The sequence below is a fragment of the Thermostichus sp. OS-CIW-26 genome, from assembly GCF_054058395.1.
In genome coordinates this window covers 1-12816 of record NZ_JBSSAG010000007.1, presented here as the reverse complement: position 1 = coordinate 12816, position 12816 = coordinate 1, and the positions used below count along the sequence as shown (strand labels likewise).

General features: G+C 57.6%; 13 protein-coding genes and 1 pseudogene. 7 read left to right on the top strand and 7 right to left on the bottom strand.

All coding sequences use genetic code 11. From position 1 onward, the window contains the following. Positions 1 to 4: 4 nt before the first annotated feature. From lpxD to ACVW0C_RS04745, 5 genes and pseudogenes are all read right to left on the bottom strand, one after another. Entirely contained in the window at positions 5 to 1048 is a 1044-nt protein-coding gene (lpxD, locus tag ACVW0C_RS04765; RefSeq protein WP_457384494.1) for a UDP-3-O-(3-hydroxymyristoyl)glucosamine N-acyltransferase, read from the bottom strand. 43 nt (positions 1049 to 1091) lie between these two features. Continuing rightward, positions 1092 to 1275: pseudogene (locus ACVW0C_RS04760) on the bottom strand (hypothetical protein); the annotation flags it as partial. A gap of 55 nt (positions 1276 to 1330) precedes the next feature. Next, entirely contained in the window at positions 1331 to 1849 is a 519-nt protein-coding gene (locus ACVW0C_RS04755; protein WP_457384493.1) for a DUF4330 domain-containing protein, read from the bottom strand. Positions 1850 to 1915: 66 nt separating this feature from the next. Further along, positions 1916 to 3439 carry a hypothetical protein gene (locus ACVW0C_RS04750; RefSeq protein WP_457384492.1) on the bottom strand — a complete coding sequence of 508 codons (1524 nt, stop codon included), beginning with the start codon at positions 3437 to 3439 and terminating at the stop codon, positions 1916 to 1918. A 337-nt stretch (positions 3440 to 3776) separates the two neighbouring features. After that, positions 3777 to 5039, bottom strand: a complete 1263-nt coding sequence (locus ACVW0C_RS04745) for a class I SAM-dependent methyltransferase (protein WP_457384491.1) — start codon at positions 5037 to 5039, stop codon at positions 3777 to 3779. Between the two features lie 85 nt (positions 5040 to 5124). Here ACVW0C_RS04745 and ACVW0C_RS04740 point away from each other — a divergent pair, with 85 nt between their 5' ends. Together ACVW0C_RS04740 and ACVW0C_RS04735 are read left to right on the top strand one after the other, a co-directional pair. Further along, positions 5125 to 5943 (top strand): hypothetical protein, encoded by an 819-nt coding sequence (locus tag ACVW0C_RS04740; protein ID WP_457384490.1) that lies wholly within the window; start codon positions 5125 to 5127, stop codon positions 5941 to 5943. Positions 5944 to 6294: 351 nt separating this feature from the next. Then, entirely contained in the window at positions 6295 to 7248 is a 954-nt protein-coding gene (locus tag ACVW0C_RS04735; protein WP_238376937.1) for a PspA/IM30 family protein, read from the top strand. A gap of 63 nt (positions 7249 to 7311) precedes the next feature. On the opposite strand, the gene ACVW0C_RS04730 is transcribed toward ACVW0C_RS04735, so the two are convergent. Continuing rightward, positions 7312 to 8067, bottom strand: a complete 756-nt coding sequence (locus ACVW0C_RS04730) for a 5'-methylthioadenosine/adenosylhomocysteine nucleosidase (RefSeq protein ID WP_457384489.1) — start codon at positions 8065 to 8067, stop codon at positions 7312 to 7314. A gap of 214 nt (positions 8068 to 8281) precedes the next feature. Here ACVW0C_RS04730 and ACVW0C_RS04725 point away from each other — a divergent pair, with 214 nt between their 5' ends. The 5 genes from ACVW0C_RS04725 (at position 8282) to nuoK (ending at position 12066) form a co-directional block, all read left to right on the top strand. Next, positions 8282 to 8746: a YbjN domain-containing protein gene (locus tag ACVW0C_RS04725; RefSeq protein WP_011432906.1), complete on the top strand. Its 465-nt coding sequence runs from the start codon at positions 8282 to 8284 to the stop codon at positions 8744 to 8746. 17 nt (positions 8747 to 8763) lie between these two features. Further along, positions 8764 to 9495 (top strand): lipoyl protein ligase domain-containing protein, encoded by a 732-nt coding sequence (locus ACVW0C_RS04720; RefSeq protein ID WP_011432905.1) that lies wholly within the window; start codon positions 8764 to 8766, stop codon positions 9493 to 9495. Positions 9496 to 9640: 145 nt separating this feature from the next. Then, a complete protein-coding gene (locus ACVW0C_RS04715; RefSeq protein ID WP_457384488.1) occupies positions 9641 to 10951 on the top strand; it encodes a TPM domain-containing protein in 1311 nt (436 codons plus the stop codon). 119 nt (positions 10952 to 11070) lie between these two features. Continuing rightward, positions 11071 to 11679, top strand: coding sequence for an NADH-quinone oxidoreductase subunit J (locus ACVW0C_RS04710; RefSeq protein WP_011432903.1), 609 nt, complete (start codon positions 11071 to 11073; stop codon positions 11677 to 11679). Positions 11680 to 11760: 81 nt separating this feature from the next. Continuing rightward, positions 11761 to 12066: an NADH-quinone oxidoreductase subunit NuoK gene (gene nuoK / locus ACVW0C_RS04705; RefSeq protein WP_414328814.1), complete on the top strand. Its 306-nt coding sequence runs from the start codon at positions 11761 to 11763 to the stop codon at positions 12064 to 12066. Positions 12067 to 12110: 44 nt separating this feature from the next. On the opposite strand, the gene ACVW0C_RS04700 is transcribed toward nuoK, so the two are convergent. Beyond that, positions 12111 to 12437: a DUF5684 domain-containing protein gene (locus ACVW0C_RS04700; protein WP_011432901.1), complete on the bottom strand. Its 327-nt coding sequence runs from the start codon at positions 12435 to 12437 to the stop codon at positions 12111 to 12113. Between the last annotated feature and the right edge of the window lie 379 nt (positions 12438 to 12816).

Sequence of the window (12816 nt, the reverse complement as noted above, 5' to 3'; positions counted from 1 at the left end):
TCTCTTATGATTCCTCGTTCTGTTCCAGCTTGGCCACACGAGCTTCCAGCTTGCGCAAGGTACGTTGCAGCTCAGGCAAGTGCCGCTGGACGGCCATGCTCTTGCGCCATTCGGCAATGGGTTGGTGGGGGTAGCCGGCCACCGTTTGACCAGCAGGGATATCGCTGGTTACACCTGTCTGGGCGGCTACACGCACGCCATCGCCGATGTGAAGATGCCCGGCCAAGCCACATTGCCCGGCCAAGATGACGTGGTGGCCCAACTGGGTGCTGCCGGCAATGCCCACCTGAGCGATGATCAGGCAGTGGGATCCCGTCCTCACGCTGTGGCCAATTTGCACCAGATTGTCGATCTTGGTGCCCCGGCCAATGCGGGTTTCCCCAACAGCAGCCCGATCGATGGTGGTGTTGCTGCCTACCTCCACGTTGTCTTCCAGCACCACTCGGCCCGCCTGCAGCATGCGCCGCCAGGAGCCATCTGCCAGAGGAATGTGGCCAAAGCCGTCGTCGCCGATAACAGCGCCGCTGTGGATCAGACAGTCGTCGCCAATTTCTGTGCGCTCGTGAATAACGCAGTTGGCGAAAAGCTGACACCGGGATCCAATCCGCACGTGGGGATAGATGGTGACATTGGGGTGAATTTGGGTGTGGTCGCCAATTTTCACTCCCTCCATCACCACCGCGTGCGGCCCGATGGCCACCCCCTCCCCCAGCTCGACGCTGGAATCGATCACAGCGGTGGGGTGGATGCCAACGGGCAGGCGGTAGGGTTGGTAGAACAGCTCAATGGCCTGGGCAAAGAGCAGACGGGGATCCCTGCCCCGCAAGCAGGCAATGGAACAGGGCAAAGCCAGCCCTTCCTCCACGATGACGGCGCTGGCCTGGGTTTGCTCCAAGAGAGGTAGGTAGCGGGCCTCGCTGAGAAAGCTCAGCTCCCCTGGGCGAGCCTCCGCCAGGCTGGCCACGCTGTGAATTTCCAGGGTGGGATCCCCCTCGTAGGCACACCCCAATTTTTGGGCAATTTCCTGTAGCTGCATTGGGGTTGACATCCTGATACATTTACGCTGAACACTGCTGAACATCACTGTTCAACTATGCAGCGATAGCATTCTGTTTGTTTCCAACCAGAATGGCGGTATCCCGCAAAGCTTTGAGTAGAATACCCAAAGCGCAGTTTCCGTGTCGTCTTACTACCAATTTTCTGCTTTGCTTTGGCTACCATGTTGGCAGACTCGAAAGTAAACAGAAAGATCAACTGGTAGTAATCCGTACTGAACATGTTATACATTATTTTCAGTATAGTTGAGCTTATTATTGACTAGAGTCATGCTCTACGATTGCGGCAGCCGCACGTCCATCACGGTGCCGCGCAAGTTGTAGTCAAAGGTCTCTAGCTCTAGGGGAACACCGATTTTGACGCGATTGTTGCCCAGGACGATGCCATTCTCCGTCCGCTGGCCGCGCCCTCGCAACGTAAATACCAGGTCGAGGCGATAGGCTTCGGGATCGGGCAAGTTCTGCACCCGCCCATCGGGGAAAACCACTGGCACCGTACGGCTGACATTTTCCACTCGCACCACCTCCACCTGGCCGTAGGGCTGGTTGCGGATGATCAGGTCAGCCTTCTGCCCCGCCTGAAAAGGTTCCATAGAGCGGCTGCTGATCCCGCGCACGATCATATCCACTTCCACCGGCAGCGTGGGGCCACCTCCCACCTGGACGACACTGCCCGCCTGCCGACCCGGAAAGAACAAGACGGCGACAATGGCCACCACCACAATTGCCAGAGCTCCCAGATCCAAGAGGCTGACCTTTCCCAAAAGCCGCCCCTGCTCGTCAATGAGCCGCATATCACCTCTCCTCGCACACCCTGTCTTGATTCTAGGCAGGTTTGTTCTCCAAGTGGCTTTCTCGCCCTAAGGGATCCAGGCTAGGGCGCTGCTGCCCAGCGGTAGGCGGCGTTCCCGCCAGCGGTGCGAACCACTTTGTCCATCAGGAATGGGCAGCCCGTCCTGCAAATCCACCAACCACACTTGCGAGGCCATGATGGCTTGCCCGCTACGGCTAAGGGGAGCCGAGGGATCCGGGATCCCTGGGAACGGTTCCAAGAGCGTGTAGGCCAGCATGCGTCCATCCGGGGAAATGCTGAAGTCCAGATCGACGGGATAGGTGGCTCGAACCACCTCTATGGCGTTGCCTGCTTCAGTGCCGAGCGTTATCGCCAGCAGGCGGGGCGACTCGGTGTAGCTGGGGGAGTCCATCGCGACCTCGCCAACAGAATAATGCTCCGCACCGCTAACGTGAGAGACCTCACTGACCAAGGCGTAGAAGATGGGCGCCCGCGGGGAAAAAGCCCCTTTCAGGATGGATCCCTGGGTTCTCAAAATCTCCTCGCTGTTGCCGGTATTGCTGACGATGGAGAGGCTGCGGGTGTAGTCGGGATTGAAGCGCAGCAAAGCCCCGAAAGCCCCATCGGGGCGGATGGCTAAGGTTTGGCCGAACTGGGCTAGAAAGCTCTCCGCTGCCGCCCGTGGATGCAAGGGTACGATCCCCACCCCCTGTCCCTGCGAGATGAGCAGGCTGCTCTCATCGGGGCTAATGAAAAAATCTCCCCCCACCGCCGTATCCAGCTCTAGACGTTCAAAGGGATCCCGGCTCGTTTTCTGGATCCACAGCTCCGTCTGGACGGCAGCCATGGGATCCCGTTGCAGCGGGATCCGCTCTGCCACCACCAGTTCCCCCGTCGGCGAGACTTGGAAGCGCAGGTTTTGGTAACCCTGATGATCCAGCAGCAACCGCGAAGACAGATCCTCCAGATCCAGCCGGTACAGATCCTGGTGCTGTAGGTTGGTGGCCGTGGCGAAATAGTACACGAAGCGGCCATCAGCACTGGGCTGCATTTGGGTTACCTTGACCCCAGCTGGAGTCAGCAGAGTAGCGGCTCCCGTCTCCAGGTTGAACAGAAACATTCGCCCTCGCTGGGCAGGTTCGGTGCTGATCCCCAGCAACTGCCGATCCGGCGTGCGGAATTCCCCCTCAAAGGGCTGGGCCATGGGCTGGCCCCGTTCATCCACGGCTGCCTGCAGGCGCACCCGGTAGGTCTGGCCGTAAGGGGCTGGTTCTGTCAGCGTCCAAAAAAAGCGGCGACCCAGCTTGCGCATTCGGCCTGGCAGAGGGGGCTGGATCTCCAAATGCTCTTCAACACTGACGGGATCCATCGGGCGGTTGAAGGTGAGCACCATCTGCACTTCTTGCGCCCCCACCCGTTGCTGTTGCCAGTTAAAGTCCCGCACGTAAGGAGCTGTGTGGTTGCCCAACACCACCAGGATCACCCCGATGGCCAGGTTGCAGAGGGTGATCCCGGCCACCCAGCGATCCAGAGGCTGTGGGAACCACCGCGTCAGGGTTGCGCGCCAGTAAGATCCCGACCGGGCAGACATCTGACTCATAGGTTACAAACAACAGACAGGTATGGGCAGCCAGAACTTGGGGAGCATGACTCTAGTCAATAATAAGCTCAACTATACTGAAAATAATGTATAATGTGTTCAGTACGGATTACTACCAGTTGATCTTTCTGTTTACTTTCGAGTCTGCCAACATGGTAGCCAAAGCAAAGCAGAAAATTGGTAGTAGGACGACACGGAAACTGCGCTTTGGGTATTCTACTCAAAGCTTTGCGGGATACCGCCATTCTGTTTGGAAACAAACAGAATGCTATCGCTGCATAGTTGAACAGTGATGTTCAGCAGTGTTCAGCGTAAATGTATCAGCTGCCTATTGCAGCATCAAAAAAAGAAAGTCTTCTAGGTTGGTTAGGAAGGTCAGCACCTCAGCGGTTGTTCGTTCTTCATCTGGGGATCCCAACTGGACGGCCTGTTGAATCAGCTCTCGAACCGGCGTTGGTCCTTGAAGCAGTGGCGCCAACCAGCTCACTTTCTCGGCAGGGATGCTGATCCGCCCGTGGGTGGCCCCTGTCCACTGCATTTCGTAGGGCCGCTTCTCTTGCAGGGCTTTGCTGTACTCCTGGCGAAAGCGGGGGTTGTCCATCAACAGGGGATTGAATTGTACGGATCCCGACAGCCAATCTTCGTCACTCCAAGGCAGCACCGGCGAAGAGCCGGCATGCTCCGCCCAAAAGTCGATGAGGCGATGGACAGGGCGAAGGAGTTCATACAGATGCAGCCGCTCCATGATGCTGAGGGTTGCCAACCGCTGCCGCACAAACTCAGGCACCTCTTTAAACAAAGACTCCACCGACCAGTCGGGCCTATCCACCAAGCTCAAAAAGCTCAACCCCGCCTGCTGCAACATGCGAAACAGGTCGGGGATCGTGAACCCCTTGTCGTTGGAGAGTAGGTAATTATTCATAATGGCCGCATCTTCGGCATAGTTGGCCGGGTTCCAGAGCACCGCCTGGGCCACTTCTTCCCGAAGGGATCCCATGAACTCCCGCACATTCTTGGCCCCTACTGCTGGCGGAACGTCAAATTGCCCCACCTTTTGCAACCCCTCTTGCAGGCGGAAAAACACCTGCCGTTGATAGCGGCTGTGGAGATTGGCCCGGATGATGCCATCGGGCTTGAGGACATTTTTCATGGCCCGCAGGCCCTCGGTGGGATCCTCCAGCAAATACAAAACATCATTGAGGCTAATGAAATCGAATTGGATCCCCAGACGCTCCAGCTCCAGCAGATTGAGGACATAAAATTCGGCATCTGTGAAGCCGTGGTGGCGCAGGCGTTCCTCGGTAAGCTTGACCGAAGCCGGAGACAGATCACAGGCAACAATCTGGGCCCCTGGATTGGCCTCGGCCATCATCAACGTTTCCCAGCCGGAGCCACAGCCGGCATTCAACAACACCTTGCCCTCTGGCGGGACGATGGTATGGGTGCGCAGGTACTGAGCCGTGGTATAGCTCATCTTGAACATCTCCGGCAGGGCATTGCGAGCCGTCTGCGAGAGGGGCACATTGGGGTAGGGCAGAGCCTCGTAAAGGCTCAAGGCTCGTTCCGAAGCGGAGAGGGCAGAGCCGGCCATGGGCAGGGGAAAGGCTCAACGGTTCAACTTATGATTGAGTGTAGCCCTGTTCGCGACAGCCTCAGGGATCCGCAAAAAACTTGCCATGGCTACTGCTTCCTTGCCCCGTCGTCGCTCTCGCTTCTCCCTGGCAGGCACTCTGGCCGCCGTTGGGGGGGCGTTTCTGTGTGGGATCCTGGTGGTGCGGCTGCAGTTGCCGATGCTGGAGCGGATCAATCTGGGAGAATTCGAAAATGCCGAGGCCCGCAAAAACCGCAACATTGCCCTGGCCAATACGCTGGGGTGGCTGGGCTACCGCAACTTGGGGGCTTCCTGGCTGTGGCTGGAGCTGATCCAGTACTACGGGGATGCACCGGCTCGAACCCTGACTGGCTATGGCCTGGCCTACGACTACTTCGATCACATGCTGCGGCTGGATCCCCATTTCCTCTTGGGCTACCGGCTCTCTAGTTTGGTGTTGGCCTATCGGGCTGGCCAGCCGGAAAAAGCCGTCGAGATTTTGGATCGCGGCTTGCAGCAGTTCAACCCCCAAAACAACCCTGACGCCTGGCGACTTTATGTGGATCGCGCCCTACTTAACTTTATGTTTCTGAGGGATGCGGAAGCGGGCCGCAATGACTACTACCAAGCCGCTGCCTGGCGAGAGCAGGTGGGCCTGCCTGGAGATGAATTTCGCCAGTTGGGGGATAACATTGCCCGCAGCCCCCTCAGCCGCCGTTCCCAATTCGATGTTTGGCTGAGCGTGTTTAACTCCACCACCGACCGGGATACCCGCCTGTACGTCCTGGAACAACTGGTCCAGTTGGGTACCGTGCTGCAAACGCTGCCCACCGGAGAGATCGAGATCCTGCCCCCTCCTCTGCCCGACTTCCCCGACGAAGAACCCTATCGCTTGCGCCTGTGATTTGATCCGGGGGACAAAGATTGCGCCCTAGGGCTGTGACGTTGCCCCAGAAGGTGAGCTAAACTCTAACCCAAATTAAGCCAACCCAACGGGCCGACTCTTCAAGAGCCGCAGCTTTCCGCTGGAATCCGCTGGAAAAGTTTGCCTCTCTCACGTGGAGAGTAGCTGGCCCTGCTGACTTTGCAATGAGAAATTGCAATGCGAAAACAGTGGCCAGCCCCGTAGCAAGTCCTGGAGACGGCCTGGGGTTCCGGTTGGTTCCCGAAACTTCCCTATCTTATTATTTCTTAACTTTTGTTCTTGTTCTGCACAATAGGAGTGACCCCCATGACCTCAAGAACTTCCCTTCTGATGACTGTGGCTGTCCTTTCGGGCAGTTGGCTTGTTCTTCCAGCGGCAGCACAATCTTCCGGGACGGCCCGGGTGCGGTCGGTGGTAGATGGGGACACCTTTTGGGCGGACTTGAACGGCAGGCCAACCCGTTTCCGTCTGGCCTATGTGGATGCGCCGGAGCTGACCCAAGGGCGCTGGGGGCGGCTATCCCAAGAGGCTTTGCAAAACTTGCTCCCGACGGGATCCCTGGTGCAGGTGGATACCCTCTATGTCACACCGGAAGGGCTTCACATTGCCCAGGTGTACAACGCCGATGGTTTGGTGAATTTGGAGATGTTGCGCCAGGGTCAGGCGGTGGTTTACGAGCGCTTTTTGCACGGGGCCAATCGGCAACGCTACCTAGAAGCCCAAGAGGCGGCCCAAGCGGCGCGGTTAGGCTTCTGGCAGCAACGCAATCCGGTGATGCCTTGGGAGTTTCGGGAGACGGCCACGCAAACCTCGGCCTTTGCGGGGGTCAATGTTTTGGATGGTTCTTTGATTCGTGAAAATCCGGCGGCAGCTGCGGGTGTGGGGATTGCTACTGCGGTGGTGATGGTGGGTCTGAGCAAGGTGCTGTGGAGAAAGCCCAGCCGACAGAGGGTGAGCATCCGGCAGATGGAGCGGGATCTGAAACAATTGCAGCGCAGCCTCACCACAACCCTGGCCAGTCGCAAGCAACTGGAACGGCGGTACGACGAAATTTTGCAAAAGGCCGAAGATTGGTTTGTCAGGGCTGAGAAAGCCAGCCAACAGAACCAAGATGACCTTGCCCGCGAGGCTTTGGTCCGGCGCAACCAGCACATGAGCGCGGCAGAAGCGGTTCGCAAATCTTTGGATGAAGTTGAAGCACAGGTGGCAACCCTTCGCGAAGGCATTTCCCGCCTGGAAAGCCAGATCTCGATGGCCAAGCTGGAGCGGGAGATGAACAACTGACGCGAACGCGATCCAGCCCAACTCTTCCTTGGGAAAGGGGATCCCCGGATCCCCACAGTCGGGCTAAGGCAAGGAGGGGGGCAGGTTTTGCAGGATGGTGCGGACAACTGCTGCCGAGTTGAGCGCTGCTGTTTGAAAAAAGCTCAAGAAATCCGTATCGTCCCCTGCATCGCTGACCGAGCGCACCAGCAAACAAGGGATCCCGGCTTCTTGCGCTACTCGCACCACGGCTGCCCCCTCCATCTCCACCACCAAAGCGCCGGTGCGTTCTCGGATTTGTCGGCGTAGGTCTGCGTCGGCCACAAACACATCGCCGGTGGCCACCAAGCCTTGATGAATGACGGGATCCCGGCCTTGTAGGGGGTGGAGAGGGATCCGCTCGGGATGGGCCACAATCAGGTCGTAGAGGGCGCTATCGGCCTCGGCCAGTGGGTGGCGCAGCTCGGGAATAAAGTCGATCCCCAAAACAAAGCCCTCGGGTCGCCCGGTGCCAAAGTCGTGCTCAATCGCCGCATGGGCCAGCACCACATCTCCCATGTGCAGGTGATCGGCCAAGGCCCCGGCCACACCGGTAAAAATGATCCCCTGCAAAGGGAAATGGGCCACCAACAGAGCTGCCGTGGTTGCCGCCCGCACCTTGCCCACCCCACCTTGTACCACCACCACCGGTTGCCCCGCCAGGGATCCCCGGTGGAACTGTCGCCCCAGATGGGTATGGATGGAGCAGGTTTCCATTGCTGCGGTGAGCATGGCCACTTCCTCGGGCAGGGCTCCGAGAATGCCGATGGCCTTCTGGGGGAGATGAGATGGAGATTCCATAAGAGCTTCCCTCAGGTTCTTCGAAAGACTTTTGAACAGGCTCTCTCTCCAGTTGGCGGGGGGGATCGCTTGCCCTCACCTGTCCGGCCACTTAGTGAACCATTGCCAACGGTTTCATTCTCGCCTGAGTTGAGGATCCCAAAGCGATGACCGGATAGGTCGGAGTCTCAGGCGGTATAGTTGAGGTGGTTGGATAGGGAATAGGGGGAAGACCATGGTCTACAGTGAGCCGCTCATGAGCACCTTTAACCCTTCGCCAGAGGTTTTTCCAGAGTCCGTTCGCTACGTTGAGGTTGTCTCGGCGGTGGTTTCCAGCCTCAAGGAGGATGCCGCCTACGAGAACCACGAGCAAGGTCACACCTGGAAATTCACCTACGGCACGGCAGAAGTGTTCGTCCATCTGAGCGGCGAATCCCCAGAAGACACTCTTTTGGTATGGTCTCCCGTTCTCTCTCTGCCGGTGGCAGAACCGGCCAAGCTGATGCAGAAGCTCCTGGAGAAGAATTGGAGCGACACCCTAGAGGCGCGCTTTTGCATCTGGAACAACCAGGTGGTGCTGAACCACTACCGCACCTTGGAAGGGATCACAGCGGGCGAAATTTCCCGGGCCATCACCATTGTGGCCAGCTTGGCCGATGAATATGATGAGCCCCTCCAGGCGGAGTTCCCCAAAGTTTAAGGTCTGGCTTTGCCAGGATGGGATCCCAGGGATACTGGCTCCCCTACCGCGTGGCCTCTGGGGCCCGGCAAATGGAGCAGGATGCCTGGCTTCTGCAGCGGCTGCGCCATGACCCTCACCCCTGCCTGCGCTTTTATGGCTGGGATCAGCTTACCCTCTCGCTGGGACGGCACCAGGTTTGGCCAGATCCCCTGCCAGGGATCCCGATTGTGCGCCGACCCACGGGGGGAAGGGCGGTGCTCCATCAGGCGGCTGAGGATGCAGCAGAGCTGACCTACAGCTTGGTGTTGCCCCTTTCTTACTTGCAAGCCAGGTTGCCCAGTTTGCAGCGGGCCTGGGTGTACGACTTCTGTTGCCGCTTTTGGGTGCAGGGGTTGGCGGAGCTGGGCATTGCCATAGATGAGCCCGCTTTTGCTCACGGCCGAAGCCACCGGGATCCCGGCTACCGCAACAAGACCAGTTGCTTTGCCTCCCGTACCCGTGCTGACTTGAGCTGGCAGGGCAAAAAGCTGATGGGCAACGCCCAACTGTGGCAACCTTGGGGGATCCTGCAACAGGGATCCCTCCTATTGCAACCCAATCTAGAGCTGTGGGAACGGTATCTGCCCGGCTCGCAGGTGATTGGTATCTACGACATTTGCCCCACGGCGCCAGGGATCCCTGCTTTGATCGAACATTTTCTCCAGGCCGCCCGGGAGTGCTTTGAAGTGGAATGGCAAGAAGAAGCCTGGCTCCCTTGGCCGGACTGAGGGCCGGTTGCTGTTAACAATTACTAGCAACAAGAAGCGGCTTGTCTCAACCGTTCCCCAACTCCCCTCTCTCCCTAGGAAAAGGACTGCCAGTCTAGCCGAGACAGCTGTGCTAGAACCTAGGCAGCGCTCAGCCAGGTAAGCCATGCCGAAAGTTTGGGCGGCAGTTTTGCTAGTTGTATCCCTGCTGCCGCAGCCCGCTTGGGCCATTACCCTTGAACAAGTGCCCAACCCCCGCCGTCAGTATGGAGGGTGGGTTTCCGATACCGCCAACATCCTCAGCAGCAGCACCGAAAACGAGCTCAACCGTCTTATCACTCAGCTTGAGCAGCGCACCAGTGCCGAGATGGCAGTGGTTACCGTGCCGAATACTCAGGGATATGCAACACCAAAAGACTTCACCACGCAGCTATTTAACTACTGGGGGATCGGCAAGGCAGGCCAAAACAACGGGGTTTTGTTTCTCATCTCGGTAGGGGATCGGCGGGTGGAAATCGAAACGGGCAGGGGCCTGGTCGCTATCCTCCCCGACAGCCGAGTCCAGCAGATTATCGACCAGCAGATCCTGCCTCGGTTTCGCAATGGGGATTTTGATGGCGGCACTCTGGCGGGGGTGCGGCAGTTGACCTCGGTGTTGGAGGGCCAGCCCGTTGCAAATGTTCCTGCGGCAGTGGCCCAGGGCATTGATTCTTCCCTGGTGGAAGGGATCCTGCTGCTGCTGGGGATCATCATTTTGGGACTGGGGTGGCAGCGCTCTCGCATGCCCGTCTCTCTAAGGGCTGAGCGAGGGGGAAGACAAGTCCTCTCCCTGACACGCAGAGATCAAGGAACAGGTGCTGTGCTCTCTTCGGTTCAGAGCGACCCCATTCGTCTCTTCCTCTATTCGGGATCCCTCTGCCTTGGCGTGTTCCTAGGATTGTCCAGCGGCAACTGGCTGGGGTTCGCTCTGCCAGTTGTGGCTGCTATGGCCACTGACGGCACCTTGGGCCGGAAGCGTGGGATCCCTTTTCAGCCAGTGGTCTGTCAAGCCTGTGGTCGACCCATGCGACTCATCCAGCCCCAGCTTCTGGATAAGTACCTTCCCCAAGAGCATCGCCTGGCCAGGAGCCGCGGCAGAGCTCGCTACTACGGCTGGTTTTGTCCTACCTGTCAAGGAATAGCTGTGGTTGTGCGCGAAGGCACGCTCTCCCGACACCTTTACTGCCCTCGGTGCCAAGCCCTCACCCTCGACCTCACCACACAGGTTCTCAGGGAAGCCACCTATTCCTCTAGCGGCTTGAAGCTGGAAATCCTGAGCTGTCCTATCTGCGGGTACCGCAGCGAGCGAGAGGTGGTCATCCCCGAGCTCAGCGACACAGACACAGATTCAGACTTCGGTGGAGATTCAGACTTCGGTGGAGATTCAGACTTCGGTGGCGGCAGCAGCGGAGGTGGCGGAGCGGGCGGCAGTTGGTGAGACCCAACTCTAGAGATTTCTCTATCGATCTGAAAAAGGAGTCGGGCTTCTCTTAAATCCGCCAGGACAGTACAGTGGTAAGGGAGCAGCAATAGAAACTGGCTAAGGACGGATCTCTCATGACCCTCGGAGAAGGCGTACAACTGGTTACGTTTGTGGTGCTATCGGCGATGGCCATTGGCTTCGCGCTAGGCGTGGTTTGGGCCCCCAGCATTGTCTATTCCGGTTTTCTGCTCGGGGGCGTTTTCCTGAGCATGGCCGGGTTGTATCTCCTCTTGAATGCCGATTTTGTGGCCGCAGCCCAAGTTCTGATCTACGTCGGCGCGGTTAATGTGTTGATCCTGTTTGCCATCATGTTGGTGAATCGGCGCTACAACTTTGCTCCTCTGAAGCTGGGCTGGCTGCGCAACGGAGTGACGGCGGTGGTCTGTTTGGGTCTGTTTGCCCTTCTAGCCGCGATGGCTTTGAACACCCCTTGGCCGCTGCAGCCGATCCAACCTTTGAGCAGTGTGTTGGTGATCGGCGGCCACTTCTTCAGCGATTATCTTCTGCCTTTTGAGCTGGCTTCTGTTTTGCTGCTGATGGCGTTGATTGGGGCCATTGTCTTGGCGCGGCGGGAGTTTGTTCTTCCCCAAGCCGGAGAAGGGGATCTGAGCTTGCTGGAGCGGGCCCGACCCCAGCTGGAATCAGAGTCAGAACGACCGGCAGAGCTGGTGAGCACCCGCTAAAGCTGACTGCTCTCGGCCATAAAACCTAGAGCTTTCCCGAGGCCCCTGTCGTTGTGTATCTACATGGAGCTCATCGCGATGTTGCAACTGCAGTTTTTCTTGGTGGTGGCAGCGATTCTTTTCTGCATTGGTATTTACGGATTGATTGTGAGCCGCAATGCGATTCGCGTCCTGATGTCGATTGAGCTGATGCTCAATGCGGTGAACCTGAACTTCATGGCTTTCTCCAACTTTGTCGATTCAGCGATGATTCGCGGCCAGGTGTTCTCTGTGTTTGTCATCACTGTGGCGGCTGCCGAGGCCGCAGTGGGCTTGGCCATCGTGCTGGGGATCTACCGCAACCGCGCCACTATCGATATGGAGAGCTTCAACTTGCTTAAGTGGTAGACTTTTTCGATTGTTTAGTTTGTATCAAGGCAAGGCTGGCTAATTCAAGTGAAGGCCAGAATGCCTGAGTAGAGCAAAGCTCCCAAAACAGGCAGGAAAACCAGCAGACCCAGCCAGCGGGATTTATTCAGGCGGGGTGGAATGGCAAAGATCACCCAGATACCGAAGATCAAGTTGACTAGGGGAATGAAGAAGAGGATCACCCACCAGCCGGGTTTACCAGCAGCTCGACACATCACCCAGATGTTAGCAATCGGGATCCAAGCTAACCAAGCATTCGGCACGTTTAGCTTCTCTCCAATCACCATTAAGGTGTAGCTAAAGAAGGCGTAAAGGGCAACGGCAATCAGCCCTGGTAAAAGCTCATCCATCGTGACCCTCCCACATATTTGATATTTGCGAATGTCAACTCACTTGTCTCCAGCGTCTCTTTGGTGTCAGAGACAACCCTCGAATCTATACAGCTATAAGGCCAAACCGCAAGAAAACCAACTTTCCAAAGCTGTTCAGGAGCTACTCTGATCCCGCCCACAAAGTTAGCCAAAAGGGATCCCGTTGTCCAGACTTATCTGTCAAGTTTCATCAAGAATTCTGTCAAGTTTCATCAAGAATACAGATCTGACGAATAATCTCTCAAGCACGGGGGGGCAACGGCGGGCATTGGATCCCGGGAACCAGGGATTCCAGCAAGCCGCTACAGGCATCCCAGAGCAGCTCGATCACGTAATGGAATCCAGCCTCACCCCCGTA

Coding starts and splice junctions, on each gene's coding strand:
- lpxD (WP_457384494.1), bottom strand. CDS start 1,048: ATGTCAACCCCAATGCAGCTACAGGAAATTGCCCAAAAATTGGGGTGT.
- ACVW0C_RS04755 (WP_457384493.1), bottom strand. CDS start 1,849: ATGCGGCTCATTGACGAGCAGGGGCGGCTTTTGGGAAAGGTCAGCCTC.
- ACVW0C_RS04750 (WP_457384492.1), bottom strand. CDS start 3,439: ATGTCTGCCCGGTCGGGATCTTACTGGCGCGCAACCCTGACGCGGTGG.
- ACVW0C_RS04745 (WP_457384491.1), bottom strand. CDS start 5,039: ATGGCCGGCTCTGCCCTCTCCGCTTCGGAACGAGCCTTGAGCCTTTAC.
- ACVW0C_RS04740 (WP_457384490.1), top strand. CDS start 5,125: ATGGCTACTGCTTCCTTGCCCCGTCGTCGCTCTCGCTTCTCCCTGGCA.
- ACVW0C_RS04735 (WP_238376937.1), top strand. CDS start 6,295: ATGACTGTGGCTGTCCTTTCGGGCAGTTGGCTTGTTCTTCCAGCGGCA.
- ACVW0C_RS04730 (WP_457384489.1), bottom strand. CDS start 8,067: ATGGAATCTCCATCTCATCTCCCCCAGAAGGCCATCGGCATTCTCGGA.
- ACVW0C_RS04725 (WP_011432906.1), top strand. CDS start 8,282: ATGGTCTACAGTGAGCCGCTCATGAGCACCTTTAACCCTTCGCCAGAG.
- ACVW0C_RS04720 (WP_011432905.1), top strand. CDS start 8,764: ATGGGATCCCAGGGATACTGGCTCCCCTACCGCGTGGCCTCTGGGGCC.
- ACVW0C_RS04715 (WP_457384488.1), top strand. CDS start 9,641: ATGCCGAAAGTTTGGGCGGCAGTTTTGCTAGTTGTATCCCTGCTGCCG.
- ACVW0C_RS04710 (WP_011432903.1), top strand. CDS start 11,071: ATGACCCTCGGAGAAGGCGTACAACTGGTTACGTTTGTGGTGCTATCG.
- ACVW0C_RS04700 (WP_011432901.1), bottom strand. CDS start 12,437: ATGGATGAGCTTTTACCAGGGCTGATTGCCGTTGCCCTTTACGCCTTC.